General features: G+C 72.1%; 11 protein-coding genes. 8 read left to right on the top strand and 3 right to left on the bottom strand.

Annotated elements, in window-relative coordinates; genetic code table 11:
- Positions 1–342: hypothetical protein (locus ACFY0I_RS10350; protein WP_388892782.1), on the top strand; the 342-nt coding region annotated here is incomplete at its 5' end.
- A 264-nt stretch (positions 343–606) separates the two neighbouring features.
- Here the strand turns inward: ACFY0I_RS10350 and ACFY0I_RS10345 are convergent.
- A complete protein-coding gene (locus tag ACFY0I_RS10345) occupies positions 607–2,205 on the bottom strand; it encodes a serine/threonine-protein kinase (protein ID WP_388892780.1) in 1,599 nt (532 codons plus the stop codon).
- Positions 2,202–3,800 carry a serine/threonine-protein kinase gene (locus tag ACFY0I_RS10340; protein ID WP_388892778.1) on the bottom strand — a complete coding sequence of 533 codons (1,599 nt, stop codon included), beginning with the start codon at positions 3,798–3,800 and terminating at the stop codon, positions 2,202–2,204. The genes ACFY0I_RS10345 and ACFY0I_RS10340 overlap by 4 nt, the downstream gene beginning before the upstream one ends.
- 308 nt (positions 3,801–4,108) lie before the next feature.
- Here ACFY0I_RS10340 and ACFY0I_RS10335 point away from each other — a divergent pair, with 308 nt between their 5' ends.
- Both ACFY0I_RS10335 and ACFY0I_RS10330 read left to right on the top strand, forming a co-directional pair.
- On the top strand, positions 4,109–5,482 hold the full coding sequence (locus ACFY0I_RS10335; protein ID WP_388892824.1) for an MFS transporter: 1,374 nt from the start codon (positions 4,109–4,111) through the stop codon (positions 5,480–5,482).
- A gap of 27 nt (positions 5,483–5,509) precedes the next feature.
- Positions 5,510–7,405, top strand: a complete 1,896-nt coding sequence (locus tag ACFY0I_RS10330; protein WP_388892776.1) for a helix-turn-helix domain-containing protein — start codon at positions 5,510–5,512, stop codon at positions 7,403–7,405.
- 330 nt (positions 7,406–7,735) lie between these two features.
- Here ACFY0I_RS10330 and ACFY0I_RS10325 read toward each other — a convergent pair whose 3' ends face one another.
- Positions 7,736–9,028 carry an MFS transporter gene (locus ACFY0I_RS10325; RefSeq protein WP_388892775.1) on the bottom strand — a complete coding sequence of 431 codons (1,293 nt, stop codon included), beginning with the start codon at positions 9,026–9,028 and terminating at the stop codon, positions 7,736–7,738.
- A 423-nt stretch (positions 9,029–9,451) separates the two neighbouring features.
- Between ACFY0I_RS10325 and ACFY0I_RS10320 the strand changes: the two genes are divergently transcribed.
- The 5 genes from ACFY0I_RS10320 to ACFY0I_RS10300 are packed head-to-tail and all read left to right on the top strand — an operon-like array spanning position 9,452 to position 14,904.
- Complete coding sequence (locus ACFY0I_RS10320; protein WP_388892773.1) at positions 9,452–10,138, top strand: 2OG-Fe dioxygenase family protein; 687 nt, start codon at positions 9,452–9,454, stop codon at positions 10,136–10,138.
- A gap of 5 nt (positions 10,139–10,143) precedes the next feature.
- Positions 10,144–10,947: a class I SAM-dependent methyltransferase gene (locus tag ACFY0I_RS10315; RefSeq protein WP_388892771.1), complete on the top strand. Its 804-nt coding sequence runs from the start codon at positions 10,144–10,146 to the stop codon at positions 10,945–10,947.
- Positions 10,944–12,320, top strand: a complete 1,377-nt coding sequence (locus ACFY0I_RS10310) for a diaminopimelate decarboxylase family protein (protein ID WP_388892769.1) — start codon at positions 10,944–10,946, stop codon at positions 12,318–12,320. Before ACFY0I_RS10315 ends, ACFY0I_RS10310 begins: the two co-directional genes overlap by 4 nt.
- Positions 12,320–13,615 (top strand): MFS transporter, encoded by a 1,296-nt coding sequence (locus tag ACFY0I_RS10305; RefSeq protein ID WP_388892767.1) that lies wholly within the window; start codon positions 12,320–12,322, stop codon positions 13,613–13,615. Before ACFY0I_RS10310 ends, ACFY0I_RS10305 begins: the two co-directional genes overlap by 1 nt.
- On the top strand, positions 13,612–14,904 hold the full coding sequence (locus tag ACFY0I_RS10300; RefSeq protein WP_388892765.1) for an ATP-grasp domain-containing protein: 1,293 nt from the start codon (positions 13,612–13,614) through the stop codon (positions 14,902–14,904). Before ACFY0I_RS10305 ends, ACFY0I_RS10300 begins: the two co-directional genes overlap by 4 nt.
- Positions 14,905–14,959: the final 55 nt, after the last annotated feature.

Genomic DNA, 14,959 nt, shown 5'->3' with positions numbered 1-14,959 from the left:
GCCGTCACCGGCAACGGCCTCTTCGGCCTCTCCCCCGACGGCAGCGCCATCTTCCAATGGACCGGCAACGGCACCACCTGGAACAAAGTCGGCGGAGCAGCCGGAACACTCTTCGCAGGCGGAGCAGGCCTCTTCGCCACCAACCCCACCAACGGCGACCTCTACAAAATGAACGGCCCCGACAACTGGGCCAAGATCGGCGGAGCCGGCCACCAGTTCGCCGTCGCCGCAGACGCGATCTACGGCCTGTCACCCACCAGCGACGCCGTCTTCAAGTGGTCCGGCAACGGAACCACCTGGCACAAGGTCGGCGGCCCCGCCTCCTTCATCGCGGGCCGGTAACCGACTCACTCCAAGTGGCCCACCGGAGCTGTCCTCCGTCGCGAGGCTTCCGGTGGGCCGCTTCCAGCTCGTCGAGGCACGGTGACCAACGCCGGCAGACCATCGTCGAAGTCTGGTTCTGGCGGCCCGGTGGCACCGCGTCCAGGGTCGGCTCGTGAGCTACAGCGGCCACCGACACCCTCCATCCCCGGGTGCGGGCACGGTGCAAGCCGGCTCCTCGACGTATGCGGCGGAGTCATCGGGTCGCGCGTCTCCGCCCGGCCCTCAGCGGGGCATGGCCGCGATCGCCGCGCGGGCGACCTTCTTGGCCTCCGCCTTGCAGGTCGACGGGGGGTGTTCCTCGCCCCCCAGGGCGACGTGGACCACGAGGTTGCCGTCGCGGACGTGCAAGCTGCAGTGTTCGTCGGCGTCGGGATAGGTGCTGTAAGGGGCGCTCCAGTAGGCATCGTCGCCGAAGCCGAGGTCGGTCGCCCGGGTTTCCTTGGCGGCGTCCTGTCGGAACTTCTCGCGCTGTTGATTGGTTTCGTGGTCGCTACCCTCGTTGTCGCGCTTCAGTTCCCAGCCGACGAACGCGTGCACTTGATCGACGAGGCCGGCGAGCCTGACGTTCTTGGCGTCGGCGGGTGCTTTCCCCCAAGCACATCCGGTTGAGGCCGCTGTGCCGGTTTCGTTGTAGTAGTCGAGCTCCTCCGCCCGTGCTCCCAGCGGTAGTTGGGCGACCACCTCTGAGCAGATCGGTGCTTTCACGTATGTGTCGGGCTCGGCGGGCGTTTCCTGGTCCCCGAGCGTGTACACCCCATATCCGATGCCGGCGACGGCAAGTGCACAGGCCACCATCAGGGCGATGAGCTTTCCGGTGTGCCGACGGGGCGGGGGCGGGTGTGCCGTGCGATCGTGTGCCCGTCTCAGCAGGGCCGTACCCGCGTCGGCTGGAGGGGCTGGGGCCGGCTCCGGCACAAGCGTGCGGTCCGTGTCGCCGAGCAGGCGGTCGATGTCGGCCCGCTGGGCGGCGATCGTCCGGTGCACGGCGGGGGGCCACGGCCGATCGGCGGGCGCGACCTGTCCGAGGAGCGTGAGGAGTTGCTCTGGGGTGGGACGGGCCGCCGGGGCCTTGGCCAGGCACGGCCTGACGACCGTGCGCAGCCCAGGCGTCAGGGCGGACAGGTCGGGTTCGGCGTGCACGACGTTGTAGAGGGTCCCCGCCATGGACGTGCCCGCGAAGGGGCTGTGGCCCGTCGCTGCCATCGCCATGACCGCGCCGAGCGAAAACACGTCTCCGGCCGGTGTCAGTTCGCGGCCCTGGGCCTGTTCCGGTGACATGAACGCGGGCGAGCCGACCACCCAGCCGGTCTGCGTCAGCTCAGTCGCCTCCGTGCCTCCGGCGAGGCGCGCGATGCCGAAGTCGATGACGCGTACGCCGTCCTCGGCGAGGAGGACGTTCTCGGGCTTGAGGTCCCGGTGGATCAGCCCCGTTCGGTGGATCTCAACGAGCGCGGTGGCCAGTCCGGCGGCAAGGCGGCGTACGGACTCCTCGGGCAGCGGGCCCGCCTTCTCCACGGCCGCGCCCAGCGAGGGGCCGTTCACGAACACCGAGGCGAGCCACGGCGTCCGGGCTTCCGCGTCGGCGTCCATGACGGCCGCCGTGTAGGCGCCCGAGACCCTCCGTGAAGCAGTGACCTCGCGCCGGAAGCGAGCGCGGAATCCGGCGTCGGCGGCGTACCGTGCATGGATGTGCTTGACCGCGACGAGTCGTCCGTCCGGCGCGGAGCCGAGCAGTACCCGTCCCATCCCGCCCCGGCCCAGTTCGGCAAGCAGGCGGTAGGGCCCGGTGGTGGCCGGGTCGGTCGGTCCCAGGGGCCTCATCGTTGGAACTCCGCCAGCCTCAGGGCCGACTCCCCTGCGGCCTTGGCGATGTTCCTGGCCTCATCGTCGGAGTATCGCGTGCTCTGCACGACGACGTTGAGTCTCATGTTGATGTCCCGAACGTACAAATTGGCCATGCCCCGCTGCCAGAACGCCTCCTCCCCGACGCCGGCGTCAGCGCGCTCGTACGACTGTCGGGCGGAGGCGTAGCCGGTCTCGTAGCTCTCCTTCGCCAGTTCCGCTCCGGTCTTGCCGCCTTCCGAGAGGTGACGATTCCAGGAAACGACGACTCTGTTTCCGTACCGGTCGCTCCAGAAGCACTGATTCGACTCCTGCGGCGTCTCACCGACAGCTTCCAGGTTGCCGCTCGGATCTCCGTAGCCCGCGGGCACCTCCACCTTGCCCCCGGCCTCCTTGCACGAAGGCACCCGCTGCGTGTACTTGTCGCCAACCTTCGACAGCGGCGTCGTCCCCGGGGTCGGGACGATCTCGCTCCCGCCGGGTGCCCCGGCATCCGGCTTCCTCGTAGGTGCGCTCGTCTGGCCGCCGACCTCTCCGCTGCCGATGCGGCCCGATGGCAGCAGGTTCAGGACCGTCACCGTGAGTGCCGCCACTACCACCGCCGCCCCCGCGAACCCCCAGGTGCGCCTGCGACGGATCGCGCCGGCCGGCAGCGCGGACGGTAGCGGCGGCAGGGACTCGACGGGCGGTGCCGAAATTTTCCCGGGTGCGGTGCCCTTGGGAACACCGGACACGACGAGTCCGGCAATCAGTTCTTCGATGGTCGCGCGCTGCTCCGCTGCAAGCCGGTGCACCGCCTCCGGCCACGGCCGGGATGTGGGCGTCACCGTGCCGATCGCTGTCAGGAGTTCCAGCGGCGACGGCCGCTCCGCCGGAGCCTTGGCCAGGCAGGCCTCGATGAATGGCCGCAGCGCCTGCGGCACCTCGTCCAGGGCCGGTGCGGAGTGGGCGACGTTGTAGAGCACTCCCGGCACCGACGTACCCGCGAACGGCGGCTTGCCCGTGCATGCCATCACGAGAGTCGAGCCCAGCGAGAAGACGTCGGCAGCGCCGGTCAGCGCGAGACCCTGGACCTGTTCCGGCGCCATGAAGGGCGGCGAGCCCACCATGGCCCCTGTGTGGGTGACCTTGGTGTGCCCTTCGGCGGCCCGCGCGATACCGAAGTCGATGACGCGCACCCCGTCCTCGGCGAGCAGCACGTTGGACGGTTTGAGGTCGCGGTGGACCAGGCCCGCCCGGTGCACGTCCACCAGCGCCTGTGCGAGGCCCGCCGCAAGCACCCTCACCGCCTCCTCGGGTAAGGGGCCCGCGGTGTCGAGGGCCTGGCCAAGCGTGGGGCCGGGCACGAACTCCGAAGCCAGCCAGGGGGCCTGGGCCTCTGTATCGGCGTCCATCAAAGCGGCGGTGTAAGCCCCGGACACCTTGCGCGAGGCCGCCACCTCGCGTCTGAACCGGGCTCGGAACCCTGCGTCCTCGGCCAGCTCCGGGTGCACCTGCTTGACCGCTACGAGACGGCCGTCGTGGCCGGCGGCGAGCAGAACGCGTCCCATGCCGCCCTGACCGAGTTCGGCCACCGCCCGGAATGGACCTACGGACAACGGCCCGGACAGCCCTGTTACGCCCATGATGCCTTGCCCCTCCCCGTGGAGAACCTTCCGGTCCCGAAGCGAGAGGATCATACAGACAGACGCCCTGGCACCCGAGGAAGCCCCAATGACCGGGGACGTGGGACGAGCCTCGGGCTGCTGAAAAGTGTCGTGTGGTGGTGCGACACACTCAGGTGGGGTTGATTGTGATGGCACGCCACATATTCCGCCGACCTGCGGACTTCTACGTTGTGGCCACACCCGCCGTCCCCGCAGACACCCTGGAAGTGGTGCACATGGCCTCCACCGGTACCGACCCGAAGGCGCCAGCCGGAATCCGGCGGATCGTCGCCGCGAGCCTCGTCGGGACCACCGTCGAGTGGTACGACTTCTTCCTCTACGGGTCCGCCGCCGCCCTCGTCTTCAACACGCTGTTCTTCCCCTCCAGCGACCCCCTGGTCGGGACCCTCCTCGCGTTCCTCACCTACGCCGTCGGCTTCGCCGCCCGCCCCTTGGGCGGGATCGTCTTCGGGCACTACGGCGACCGGATAGGCCGCAAGAAGCTGCTGGTGCTCAGCCTGCTGCTGATGGGCGGCGCCACCTTCGCGATGGGGCTGTTGCCCACCCACGCGAGCATCGGGGTCGGCGCGCCGATCCTGCTCACGGTGCTGCGGCTGGTGCAGGGCTTCGCGCTGGGCGGCGAATGGGGCGGGGCCGTCCTGCTCGTCGCCGAGCACGGCGACGACCGCAACCGTGGCTTCTGGGCGTCGTGGCCGCAGGCCGGCGCCCCGGGCGGCAACCTGCTCGCGACGGGTGTCCTCGCACTGCTCGCGGCCGTGCAGTCCGACGAGGAATTCCTGGCCTGGGGTTGGCGCGTGCCGTTCCTGCTGTCGGGGGTGCTGGTGGTCATCGGGCTGTGGATCCGGGTCTCCGTGTCGGAGTCGCCCGCCTTCCTGGAGGCCCGGGCGCGGGCCGAGGCCGAGGAGGCCGCGGGCGAGCGGCGCAAGCCCCCGGTCGTCGAGGTGCTGCGCACCGGCCGGCGCGGCATCCTCACGGCGATCGGGACCCGGCTCGGGGAGAACGTCTCGTACTACATCCTGACGGCCTTCCTGCTGGTGTACGTCACCGTGCACCTCCAGCTGCCGAAGAGCGACGCGTTGAACGCCGTACTGATCGGCTCGGCCGTGCACTTCGTGACGATCCCGATGTGGGGCGCCCTGTCGGACCGGATCGGCCGCCGGGCGGTGACGCTCGTCGGGTCGGTCGGCATGGCGGGCTGGGCCTTCGCCTTCTTCGCCCTGCTGGACACCAGGTCGTTCCCGGTGATCGCGGTCGCGGTGACGGCCGGGCTGCTGTTCCACGGGGCGATGTACGGCCCCCAGGCGGCCTTCATCTCGGAGCTGTTCGACACCCGGGTCCGCTACTCCGGCGCCTCCATGGGCTCCCAGCTGGCCTCCATCCTGGGCGGCGCCCTGGCCCCGATCATCGCGGTCGAGCTCCTGCGGGACTACGACTCATCCCTCCCCGTTTCCCTCTACCTCTGCGCGGCGGCGCTGGTCACGACGGTGACGGTGCTGCTGGCCCGGGAGACCAAGGGCCGCAGTCTGACCGGGACGGACCGCGCCCCCACGGGGGCCGCCCGCCCGGAGTCGGCCCCCGTCGGCCGCTGATCGACCGGCGCCCGTAGGCTCACCCCCGTGACGGACGCAGACGGCCCGCGGACCCGGGCGGGCGTACGGGAGTTGCTCGGCCTGCTGGCCCTCGGCGCTCCCGCCGAGGACCTCGCCCGGCCGGTGGCCGACGCACGCGCCGCCGGCGCCCCCGCGGGGGAGCTCGCCGACCTGGAGGACGCCACGCGCGCGGCGCTGGACGTCCACCGCACGCTGGCCCAGCACCGGACCCGCGAGGCCGAGTTGACGGCGCTGTTCGACACGGCGGGCGACCTCGCGGCGCTGCGCGACCTGGACGCGGTACTGCGGGCGATCACCCACCGCGCCAAGCAGCTCCTGCACACGGACGTCACGTACCTCTCGCTGAACGACGAGGGCGCGGGCGACACCTTCATGCGCGTCACCGAAGGTTCGGTGTCGGCCGCGTTCCAGCAGTTGCGGCTCGGCATGGGCGAGGGGCTGGGCGGGCTCGTCGCCCAGACCGCCCGCCCGTACGCCACCGGGGACTACCAGAGCGACCCGCGGTTCCGGCACACGCGTCCGATCGACAAGGCCGTCGGCGAGGAGGAACTGCACGCCATCCTGGGGGTGCCGCTGCGGCTCGGGCCGAAGGTGATCGGTGTCCTGTTCGCCGCCGATCGCAGCCCGCGCGAGTTCTCCGCGCGGGAGGTGGCGCTGCTCTCCTCGCTCGCCGACCACGCGGCGATAGCCATCGACGGGGCCCGTCTGCTGGAGGAGACCCGCCGGGCGCTGTCCGAACTGGGGGTCGCCTCCCGCACCATCCAGGAGAACAGTGACGCGCTGCGCCGCGCGGAGGAGGCCCACGACCGGCTCACCGGGCTCGTCCTGCGGGGCGGGGACATCGCGGAGGTGGCCGCGGCCATCGGGACGCTCCTCGACGGGGGCACCCTCGTCCACGACGCCGACGGGACGGAACTGGCCCGTTCCCGGACCGGTTCCCGGGCCGCGCCCGCCGAGGCCGTGGCGGCTTCCCGGGCCGGCGGCCGGGCCGTTCCCCTGGACGGGACCTGGGTGTGCGCGGTGCTCGCCGGTCCGGAGATCCTGGGCAGCGTCACCCTGACCGACCGCCCCGGGCTCGACGACGCCGGTCGCCGCCTGTTCGAACGGGCCGCGACGGTCGCGGCGTTGCTGTTGCTCCTGCGCCGTTCGGTCGCCGAGACCGAGGACCGGATACGGGGCGAGCTCCTCGGTGACCTGCTCAGTCCCGCGGCGGATCCGGTGGGCCTGGCCGTCCGCGCCCGCCGGCTGGGCGTCGACCTCACGCGACCCCAGGCCCTCTTCGTCCTGCACAGCGACACCGCCCCGCGGCCGCGGCTGCTCAGCGCGGCGGCCCACCGGGCGCGGGCACGGCGGGGGTTGGCGGGCCTCCACCACGACCACGCGGTGCTGCTGGCCCCGTCGGACTCGCCCGGCGCCGACGCCGTGGCGCTGGCCGCCGCGCTCGGGCGGGCGGTGGGGGGCCCGGTCACGGTCGGTGCGGCGGGCACGGACGGGGACCCCGCCGAGCTACCGGCGGCGCACGCGGAGGCCCTGCGCTGCCTGTCGGCGCTGCGGGCCCTGGGGCGCGCCGGGGACGGCGGGACCCTGCCCGGTCTCGGATTCCTGGGGGTGCTCCTGGGTGAGGGCCCCGACCTGCCCTCCTACGTACGGACCACGCTCGGGCCCCTGCTGGAGTACGACGAGCGCCGCGGCAGCGAGCTCGTGCACACCCTGCGGGTCTACTTCGCGGCGGGGATGAGCCAGTCCCGGGCGAAGGACCTCCTGCACGTCCACGTCAACACCGTCGTCCAGCGGCTGGACCGCATCGGCCGACTGCTCGGCGCGGACTGGCAGTCACCCGACCGGGCCCTGGAACTCCAACTCGCCCTCCGCTTGCACCAGGTGTCGGGACGGGACGCCTGACGGTCCGTCCCACGGGCCTGGTCCGCTCCGGTCGGCGAGCGTGACGATCGCCGGAGCGGTGACGCCCGAAACGCCGCAACACCGCGTCTTGGCCTTTCTGCGATTCCCCTGATCAAGAAAGGGAATCGCACAACCCCGGGCCAATGGACCGAAACTCTCCGGATCATTGAATCCCCTCATCGGTTCCTACGCCGGTTCCGGTGGATTCCGGCGAACATCCCGGCGCACATCCCCGCGATCACCCCGGTGGATCGGCTCGGCGCATTCGCCGCAACGATGTCGCCCGTTCCCCCACCGAGGGCCACGGCCATGGTCTTGCGTACGCCCCGCTCAGCGGTGCCCCGGGACCTCCGGGCGGTTCGGGTGGGTGTCCGCGTCCGGTGGCGAGCCGTCGCGGATCCCGCGGCGTTGGACGACGAGCACCGCGAGGGCGGCGGCCAGGGAGACGAGCCCTCCGACCCAGAGGCCCGAGCGGGCTCCCCAGCGTTCGGCGAGCCAGCCGAGCAGGAGCGCTCCGACGGGGGTGGAGCCTTGCATGATCAGGGCGTAGAGGGACATGACCCGGCCCCGGAACCGCGGGTCGCTGCCGAGTTGGATGCGGTGGTTCGTGGCCTGCGCGAAGGTTATCGACGCGAAACCGGTGGCGGCCAACAGGACCAGCGCGACGGTGAAGGTGGGGGCCAGGCCGGTGAGGGTCTCCAGCAGGCCGAAGGCGATGGCGGACGCGACGACCAGCGAGGCGGAGGGCCGGCCCCGACGGGCGGTGGTGACGAAGGCCGCGAGCAACGAACCCGCCGCCAGCGCGCTGGCGAGCAGCCCGAACGCCCGCGGGTCGGCGTGGAACACGGTCTTCGCCAGGAGCGGCAGGGTGAGCTGGAAGTTGAAGCCGAACATGCCGACCACTCCGACCAGTGCCATGGGCAACAGCAGGTCCGGCCGGCCGCGGACGTACGCCAGTCCGTCCGCGACCCGGGTGGCGCCCGGCTTCGGAGCGCTGCCGCGTTGGAGTTCGGCGGGCCGCATGGCCAGCAGGCTGAGCACGGTGGCCAGGTAGCTGACCGCGTTCAGCGCGATGACGGGGCCGATGCCGAGGCCGCTGATGAGCAGACCGGCGAGGGCCGGTCCGACGACACGTGCCGCGTTGAAGTAGGCGGCGCTCAGGGCGGAGGCGTTGGGCAGGAGCTCGGCGCCGACCATTTCGCTGACGAACGACAACCGGGTCGGCACTTCGACGGCGTTGACCGTGCCTAGTCCGAGGGCGAAGAGGTAGACGTGCCACAGTTCGGCACCCGGGAGGAGGACGGCGAGCGCGAACAGCAGGGACAGCACGCCGGAGGCGGCGTTCGCCCAGATGAGGAGTACGCGTTTGTCGTACCGGTCGGCGAGCCGGCCGCCGGCGAGGGTGAGCAGCAGGACGGGAGTGAACTGCAGGGCGGTCACCAGGCCCAGGGCCGTGCCCGAATCCCCGGAGAGGGACAGGACGAGCCAGTCCTGGGCGACGATCATCATCCAGGTACAGGTGACGGACAGGAGTTGGCCGCCCGCGAAGAGCCGGAAGTTGCGTACGGACAGGGCCTCGAAGGTGCGCTTGAGTCTGTTCGCTTGCGCACCAGGGGCTGTCACGGCGGCTCCTCCTTCGATCCGGTCGGGTGCGTGCCGCGCCCGACCGGCAGGCGCCCACGTGCCCGGTCTTGATCGAACCGTAGCCACAGGCGGTCATTGACTGTCTTGAAATATGCTTTCCTTGACGTGGAATGCACTTTCCCCTGACCGAATTTAACGTTCATTTGCCGTGACATCGACTTCCCGACCGCCCTCGGCGCGGCGCGGAGGATACGGAACGGCGCTTTCTCGCCCCGTTGTCCGAAAATGAATCGCCTATACCCGCGGCCGGGCCGTATGTCCATGCGACATGATGTCGAGTTTCCCCCGCGTTCATGGAGTGGTCATGGTGTTGATGCCGTACGACGCCCCTGCATAACCTCCTCAAGATCGTTTATTGGCCCCCGATCACACGTGTTCGGGGGCTTGACGTTGGGGGATCACATGAGTCTGAACGAGCAGGGCTTCACCGTCATCGACACACCACCGCTGGACGACCTCGTCCTGGCCGAGTTCGAGAAACTTCCGCTCGACCCCTACACCGGGTCGACCCAGCGGTACCGCCGCTTCTCCCAGTTCCGCCTCGTGCACGACGGCGGCTGGGAACTGGAACTGCTGCCGCACCGTCACTTCGCCCAGCCGCGCCAGTACAACGACCTGGTCGGCGGCCGCATGCGCACCCTGGAGCCGCTGACCGCGGACCCGAGTCCGCTGATCGCGGCCGGCGCCGAGGCCCTGGGCCTCGACAAGGGGACCGTCTGGCAGCTCAACGTCCACCAGTGCCGGGTGGTGAGCACCCCCGAGGTCGACGGCGTGGCCGCGCCCGAGGGTCCGCACCGGGACGGCCACCAGTACGGCATCGTGGCGGTCACGCATCGCCGCAACATCTCCGGGGGCGAGACCCAGCTGATGCCCCTCGGCGGAGGAGAACCGTTCTTCCGCACCGTGCTGCGGGACGGTCAGGCGATCGCCTTCGACGACCGCCTGATGTTCCACCACGTCACCGACATCCAGCACCTCACCGACGAGGGCGGTCACCGTGACGTGTGGCTGGTCGCGGTCAACGACTGGGACCACCGCCGCTACGGCGAGGAGTACGAGCGCGAGGTCCACGAGAGCAACGGGGTCTGAAGCGAATGTCCCAGGCCGTACTCAACTCCCCCGCCACCGGCGCCCCCGTCTACGACAGCATCGGCGTCGGCTACTCCTCCGTGCGCCGCCCCGACCCCCGGTGGGCCGGGCAGGTCCAGGCCGCCCTCGGCGACGCGCGGACCGTCCTCAACCTCGGCGCCGGCACCGGCGCCTACGAGCCCGCCGGGCGGCTGGTCGTCGCCGTGGAACCCTCCCTCGAAATGCGCGTCCAGCGCGGCCCCGGAGCGGCGCCGTGCGTCATCGGCAGCGCCGAGCGACTGCCCTTCGACGACCAGAGCTTCGACGCCGTCATGGCCGTCCTGACCGTGCACCACTGGTCCGACCTGGAAGCAGGGATCGCCGAACTCCAGCGCACCGCAGCCCGGTTCGCGATCGTCACGTACGACATGGACGTCCAGAAGGAGTTCTGGTTCACCCGGGACTACGTCCCGGAGATCGCCGAGGCCGAGTGTTCCCGGGTCCCCTCCATGGCCCGACTGCGCGACCTGCTCGGCCCCTGCGAGGTGACCACGCTCCCGGTGTGGCACGACTTCACCGACGGATTCATGACCGCCTTCTGGCGCCGGCCGGAGGCCTACCTCGACGCCGCCACCCGTCGGGCCTGCTCCGCCTTCGCCCTGACGGACGAACAGGCCGTCGCCCGCGGTGTGCGGCGCCTCGCGGACGACCTGGAGTCGGGCGCGTGGCACCGGCGCCACGCCGACCTGGTCACCCGTGACCACATCGACGCGGGTTTCCGCCTGATCACCGGCGTTTCCCCGCTCGCCGCCCGGGAGGTGCCCGCATGAGCGGCGCCGACCGGCCGGACCACGGGTCCGGGCCCGGCTGGGACCACGACCGGCTCACCGAGGTCGCCCGTCGGCACGGCACGCCCCTGCACGTGTTGGACGCCACCCGGCTGGACCGGGCGACGCGGCACCTGCTCGGCGTGCTCGCCGGCCTCGGCAGGCCCGCCCGCGCCTATTACTCGGTGAAGACCAACTACCTGCCCTACCTGCTCCGGAGGCTCGCCGGCCACGGCATGGGCGCGGACGTGGTGTCCGGGTACGAGATGGACGCCGCCCTGGCGGCCGGGTTCGACCCCGCCGACATGGTCTTCAACGGCCCCGTCAAGACGGACGCCGAACTGGAGGACGCCGTACGGCACGGCGTGCGCGTCAACATCGACGGCGCGCAGGAGGTCGAGGCGCTGGAGGCGATCGCCGGCCGCGCCGGCCGGACCGTCGAGGTGGGCATCCGGCTCTTCCCCGGCGTACCGGTCTCGACCTCCTCCGATCCCTCGTACCGGGCCCAGGCCGAGCGGACGGCCGCGCGCAACCGTTTCGGCTGGCCCACCGGTTCGGACGAACTCGCCTCTCTCGTCGAGCGGATCGCCACGTCCCGTCACCTGTCGCTGACGGCCGTCCACGCCCACCTCAGCAGCCAGATCGTGCATGAGGACCTGATGCTGTCGGCACTGGACCGCGTCCTGGTGGAAGCGGCCTCCCTGCACCGCAGGTTCGGACTGCGGGAGGTCAACATCGGCGGCGGCTTCGGCGTCCCCGGCATCCGACGCCCCCGCGTCGGACCGCACGGCGCGCTGGCGGCGCTGCGCGGGGAGCCCCTCGTACGGGACGAGGAGCCCGCCCTGGACGTGGCACGGCTGCTCGGCGCGCTGGACGAGCGGATGACCGGGCTGGGCCTCGACGGTGTCACCCTCGCCTGCGAGCCGGGCCGCCTGCTGGTGTCGGACACCATGGCCATGGTCACCCGGGTGATGTCCCGCAAGGAACTCCCGGCGGCGCGCTGGCTGATCGTGGACGCGGGTCACAACGTCGCCCCGTGGGCCGGCACCGGCGAGGAGCACCGGTTGGTACCGATCGGCAGGAGGTTCACGGCCGATCGGAGCACCTGGTCCGTGGCGGGGCCGCTGTGCTACGAGAACGACGTCCACGCCGGCTCCGTCGACCTGCCGCAGGACCTCCGGCCCGGCGACCTGCTGTGCCTGCACGACACAGGGGCCTACTCGCTCGGCCGCAGCAACAATTTCATCCGGACCCGGGCCGCGGTCGTCGCGGTCGACGGCGCCCGGGAGGAACTGGTGTGGCGGGCCGAGACGGGCGCGGACGTGTTCGCCCTCGCCGACCCCCTCGGGGCGACGTCGGCCGACGGGGCCCCGTAATGGTCAAGGCCTACCTGGAGCTCCTGAGACTCCCGGGCGCGAGCGCGGCGGCGGTACCCGCCGCGCTCGCGCGCCTGGCCGGGACGATGGTTCCGCTGGCGCTGCTGCTGACCCTCGTCCAGTCGGGGCGTTCCCTGGCGGTCGGCGGCGGCGCGGGGGCGGCGTACGCCGTCGGCAGCGCCGTCGGCGGGCCCTTCATCGGCCGGCTGATGGACCGGCGTGGTCCCGGCCCGGTGCTGCGCCTGACGGCGCCCGCGGCGGCCCTGATCCTGCTGGGGCTCGCGCTGTGGGCGAAGGACTCCGCGACGGTGGTCCTGTTGGCCGGGGCCTGCGCCGCGGGGCTCGTCACCGCACCGGTCGGGGCGTCGATGCGGGCGCTCTGGCCGGGCCTCACCGAGGACCCCGCGCTGCGGCGGCGGGCGTACTCCTTCGAGGCGACGCTGAGCGAAACGCTGTTCATCCTGGGCCCCACGGCCGTCACCGTGCTCGCCACCCTGACCGGCTCGCGCGGCGCGCTGCTGGTCACGGCGGTCCTGCTGGGGGTCGGCGGGTTGGGTTTCGGGCAGGCTCCCGCCGTCCGCGGGCGCCGTGGCCCGGCCCCGGACGGGGCGACCGGCGGGAAGCGGCCCGGCGCGGGCGGCCACCGGCGTACGGCGGCCACCGCGGTGCTGGTGGCCATCGCCCTGACGGCGGCCCTGTCCAGCGGACTCGTCGTCGCGGTCACCGCGTCGTTGCGGGACCAGGGGTCGTCGCCCGAGTTGGCCGGCACGCTCGTCGCACTCCAGTCCGTCGGCAGCGTCGTCGGCGGTCTCCTCTACGGTGCCCGCGCCTTCGGGGGCACCACCTACCACCGGTACCTGCGGCTGCTGGTCGTGCTGACCTTGGCGCTGGCCACCCTGCCGACGGTGCGGCTCGCCCTGCACGCCGGACTGCCCCCCTCCTGGGCACTCGCGTTGCTGGCGGCGCTGCTCGTGCTCAGCGGGCTGCCCATCGCCCCGGCCGGGGCGGAGGAGTTCCAGCTGATCGGCGAGATGGCGGCCCGGGACAAGGCGACCCAGGCCTTCGCGGGCGTCGGCAGCGTCATCTCGATCGGCGGAGCGGCCGGCTCCGCCGTCACCGGGCTGGTCGCCGACCGGCTGGGCTCGACCGCGGCCCTGTGCATGCCCGCCCTCTTCACCCTCGCCGCGCTGCTGCTGAGCCTGGCAGCCCGGCGCCCCGTCGTCCGAGCCGTTTCCGCCCCCGAGGCGGGGCTCTCCACACCGCCGGCCCCGAACCAGGGAGAACTCCAGCCATGACCAACACCGCACCCGGCGTACTGGCCGTCGTCGAGAGCCAGTTGTCCAACTTCGGGCTGACGCCGCTGCGCGCGGCGCACGAACTCGGGTTCCACACCGTGCTGGTGAGCAACGACCCCGACCGCTACCGGGTGGTCGGGATCGCCGAGGAGGTCTTCGCGCAGCACATCGACGAGATCGTCGTCACGGACACCAACTCCGCGGACGCCGTCGCCGAGGCCCTCGGACCGTTCCACGACGCGAACCGGCTGCGCGGCGTCATGACCGTCACCGACTACAACATTCCCGTCGTCGCCGAGGTGGCCGCCCGGTTCGGTCTGCCCGGCCTGACCCCCCTCGCGGCGCGCACCTGCCGGGACAAACTGCTGATGCGCCGCGCGTGCGCCGGGGCCGGGGTCGCGACGCCCGGTTTCCACCAGGCCACGAGCGAGGAGGACGCCCTGCTCGCGGCGCGGCGATTCGGCTACCCCTGCGTGGTCAAGCCGATGACGGAGTCGGCCAGCATCGGCGTCACCCTGTGCCGGACCGCCGACGAGGTCCTCGCGGCCTACCGGGACATCAGCTCGGCACCGACCGACTTCCGCGGCCAGCCCCGGCGGCCCGGCGCCCTCGTCGAGGAGTACCTCCTGGGCTTCGAGGTGAGCGTCGAATCCGTTCTGGTCGACGGGGAGCGGCAGTTCCTGGGCGTCACCGACAAGGCGCTCGGCCCGCACCCGTACTTCGTCGAGATGGGCGACACCTTCCCCTCGATGTTGTCGGAGCCCGTGCGGCAGGAGTGCACCGAACTGGCCCGTCGGGCCCTGGAGGCCGTCGGACACGACTTCGGCGCCGCCCACGTCGAGGTCAAGATGACCGAGAAGGGTCCGTACGTCGTGGAGGTCAACGGCCGCATGCCCGGCGCGGAGATCACCCAGCTCATCCGCGAGGCGACCGGGATCCACCTCCAGCGCGAGGTGATCCGGCTGCACACGGGCGGGGCCGCCGATCTGACGCGGACCCGGGAGCGGGCCGCCGCGTCCCGCTACCTCGCGGCGCGGACGGCGGGCGTGCTCACCGAGGTCGGGGGCGTGGACCTGGCCCGGCGCGTGCCCGGCGTGGTGGACGTGGACCTGGAGGTCGGCCCGGGCCACCGGGTGGCGCCGCCGGAGAACAACCTGGACCTGCTCGGTCACGTCGTCGCGGTCGGCGACACCACGGGTGACGCGGTGCGCCGTGCGGAGGCCGCCCTCGGGCAGCTCACGCCGGTGATCTCCCCGACGACCGCCCCGACCTCCGGCGGCGCGCGGTGAGCGCGGCGACCGGCCCCGCGCCCGGCGCGAACCCGGGAACGGCGACAGGGACGGG

It is taken from the genome of Streptomyces sp. NPDC001568 (genome assembly GCF_042893755.1).
In the GTDB taxonomy this organism is placed as follows: Bacteria; Actinomycetota; Actinomycetes; order Streptomycetales; family Streptomycetaceae; genus Streptomyces.
This window is presented reverse-complemented; position numbering and strand designations above follow the sequence as displayed.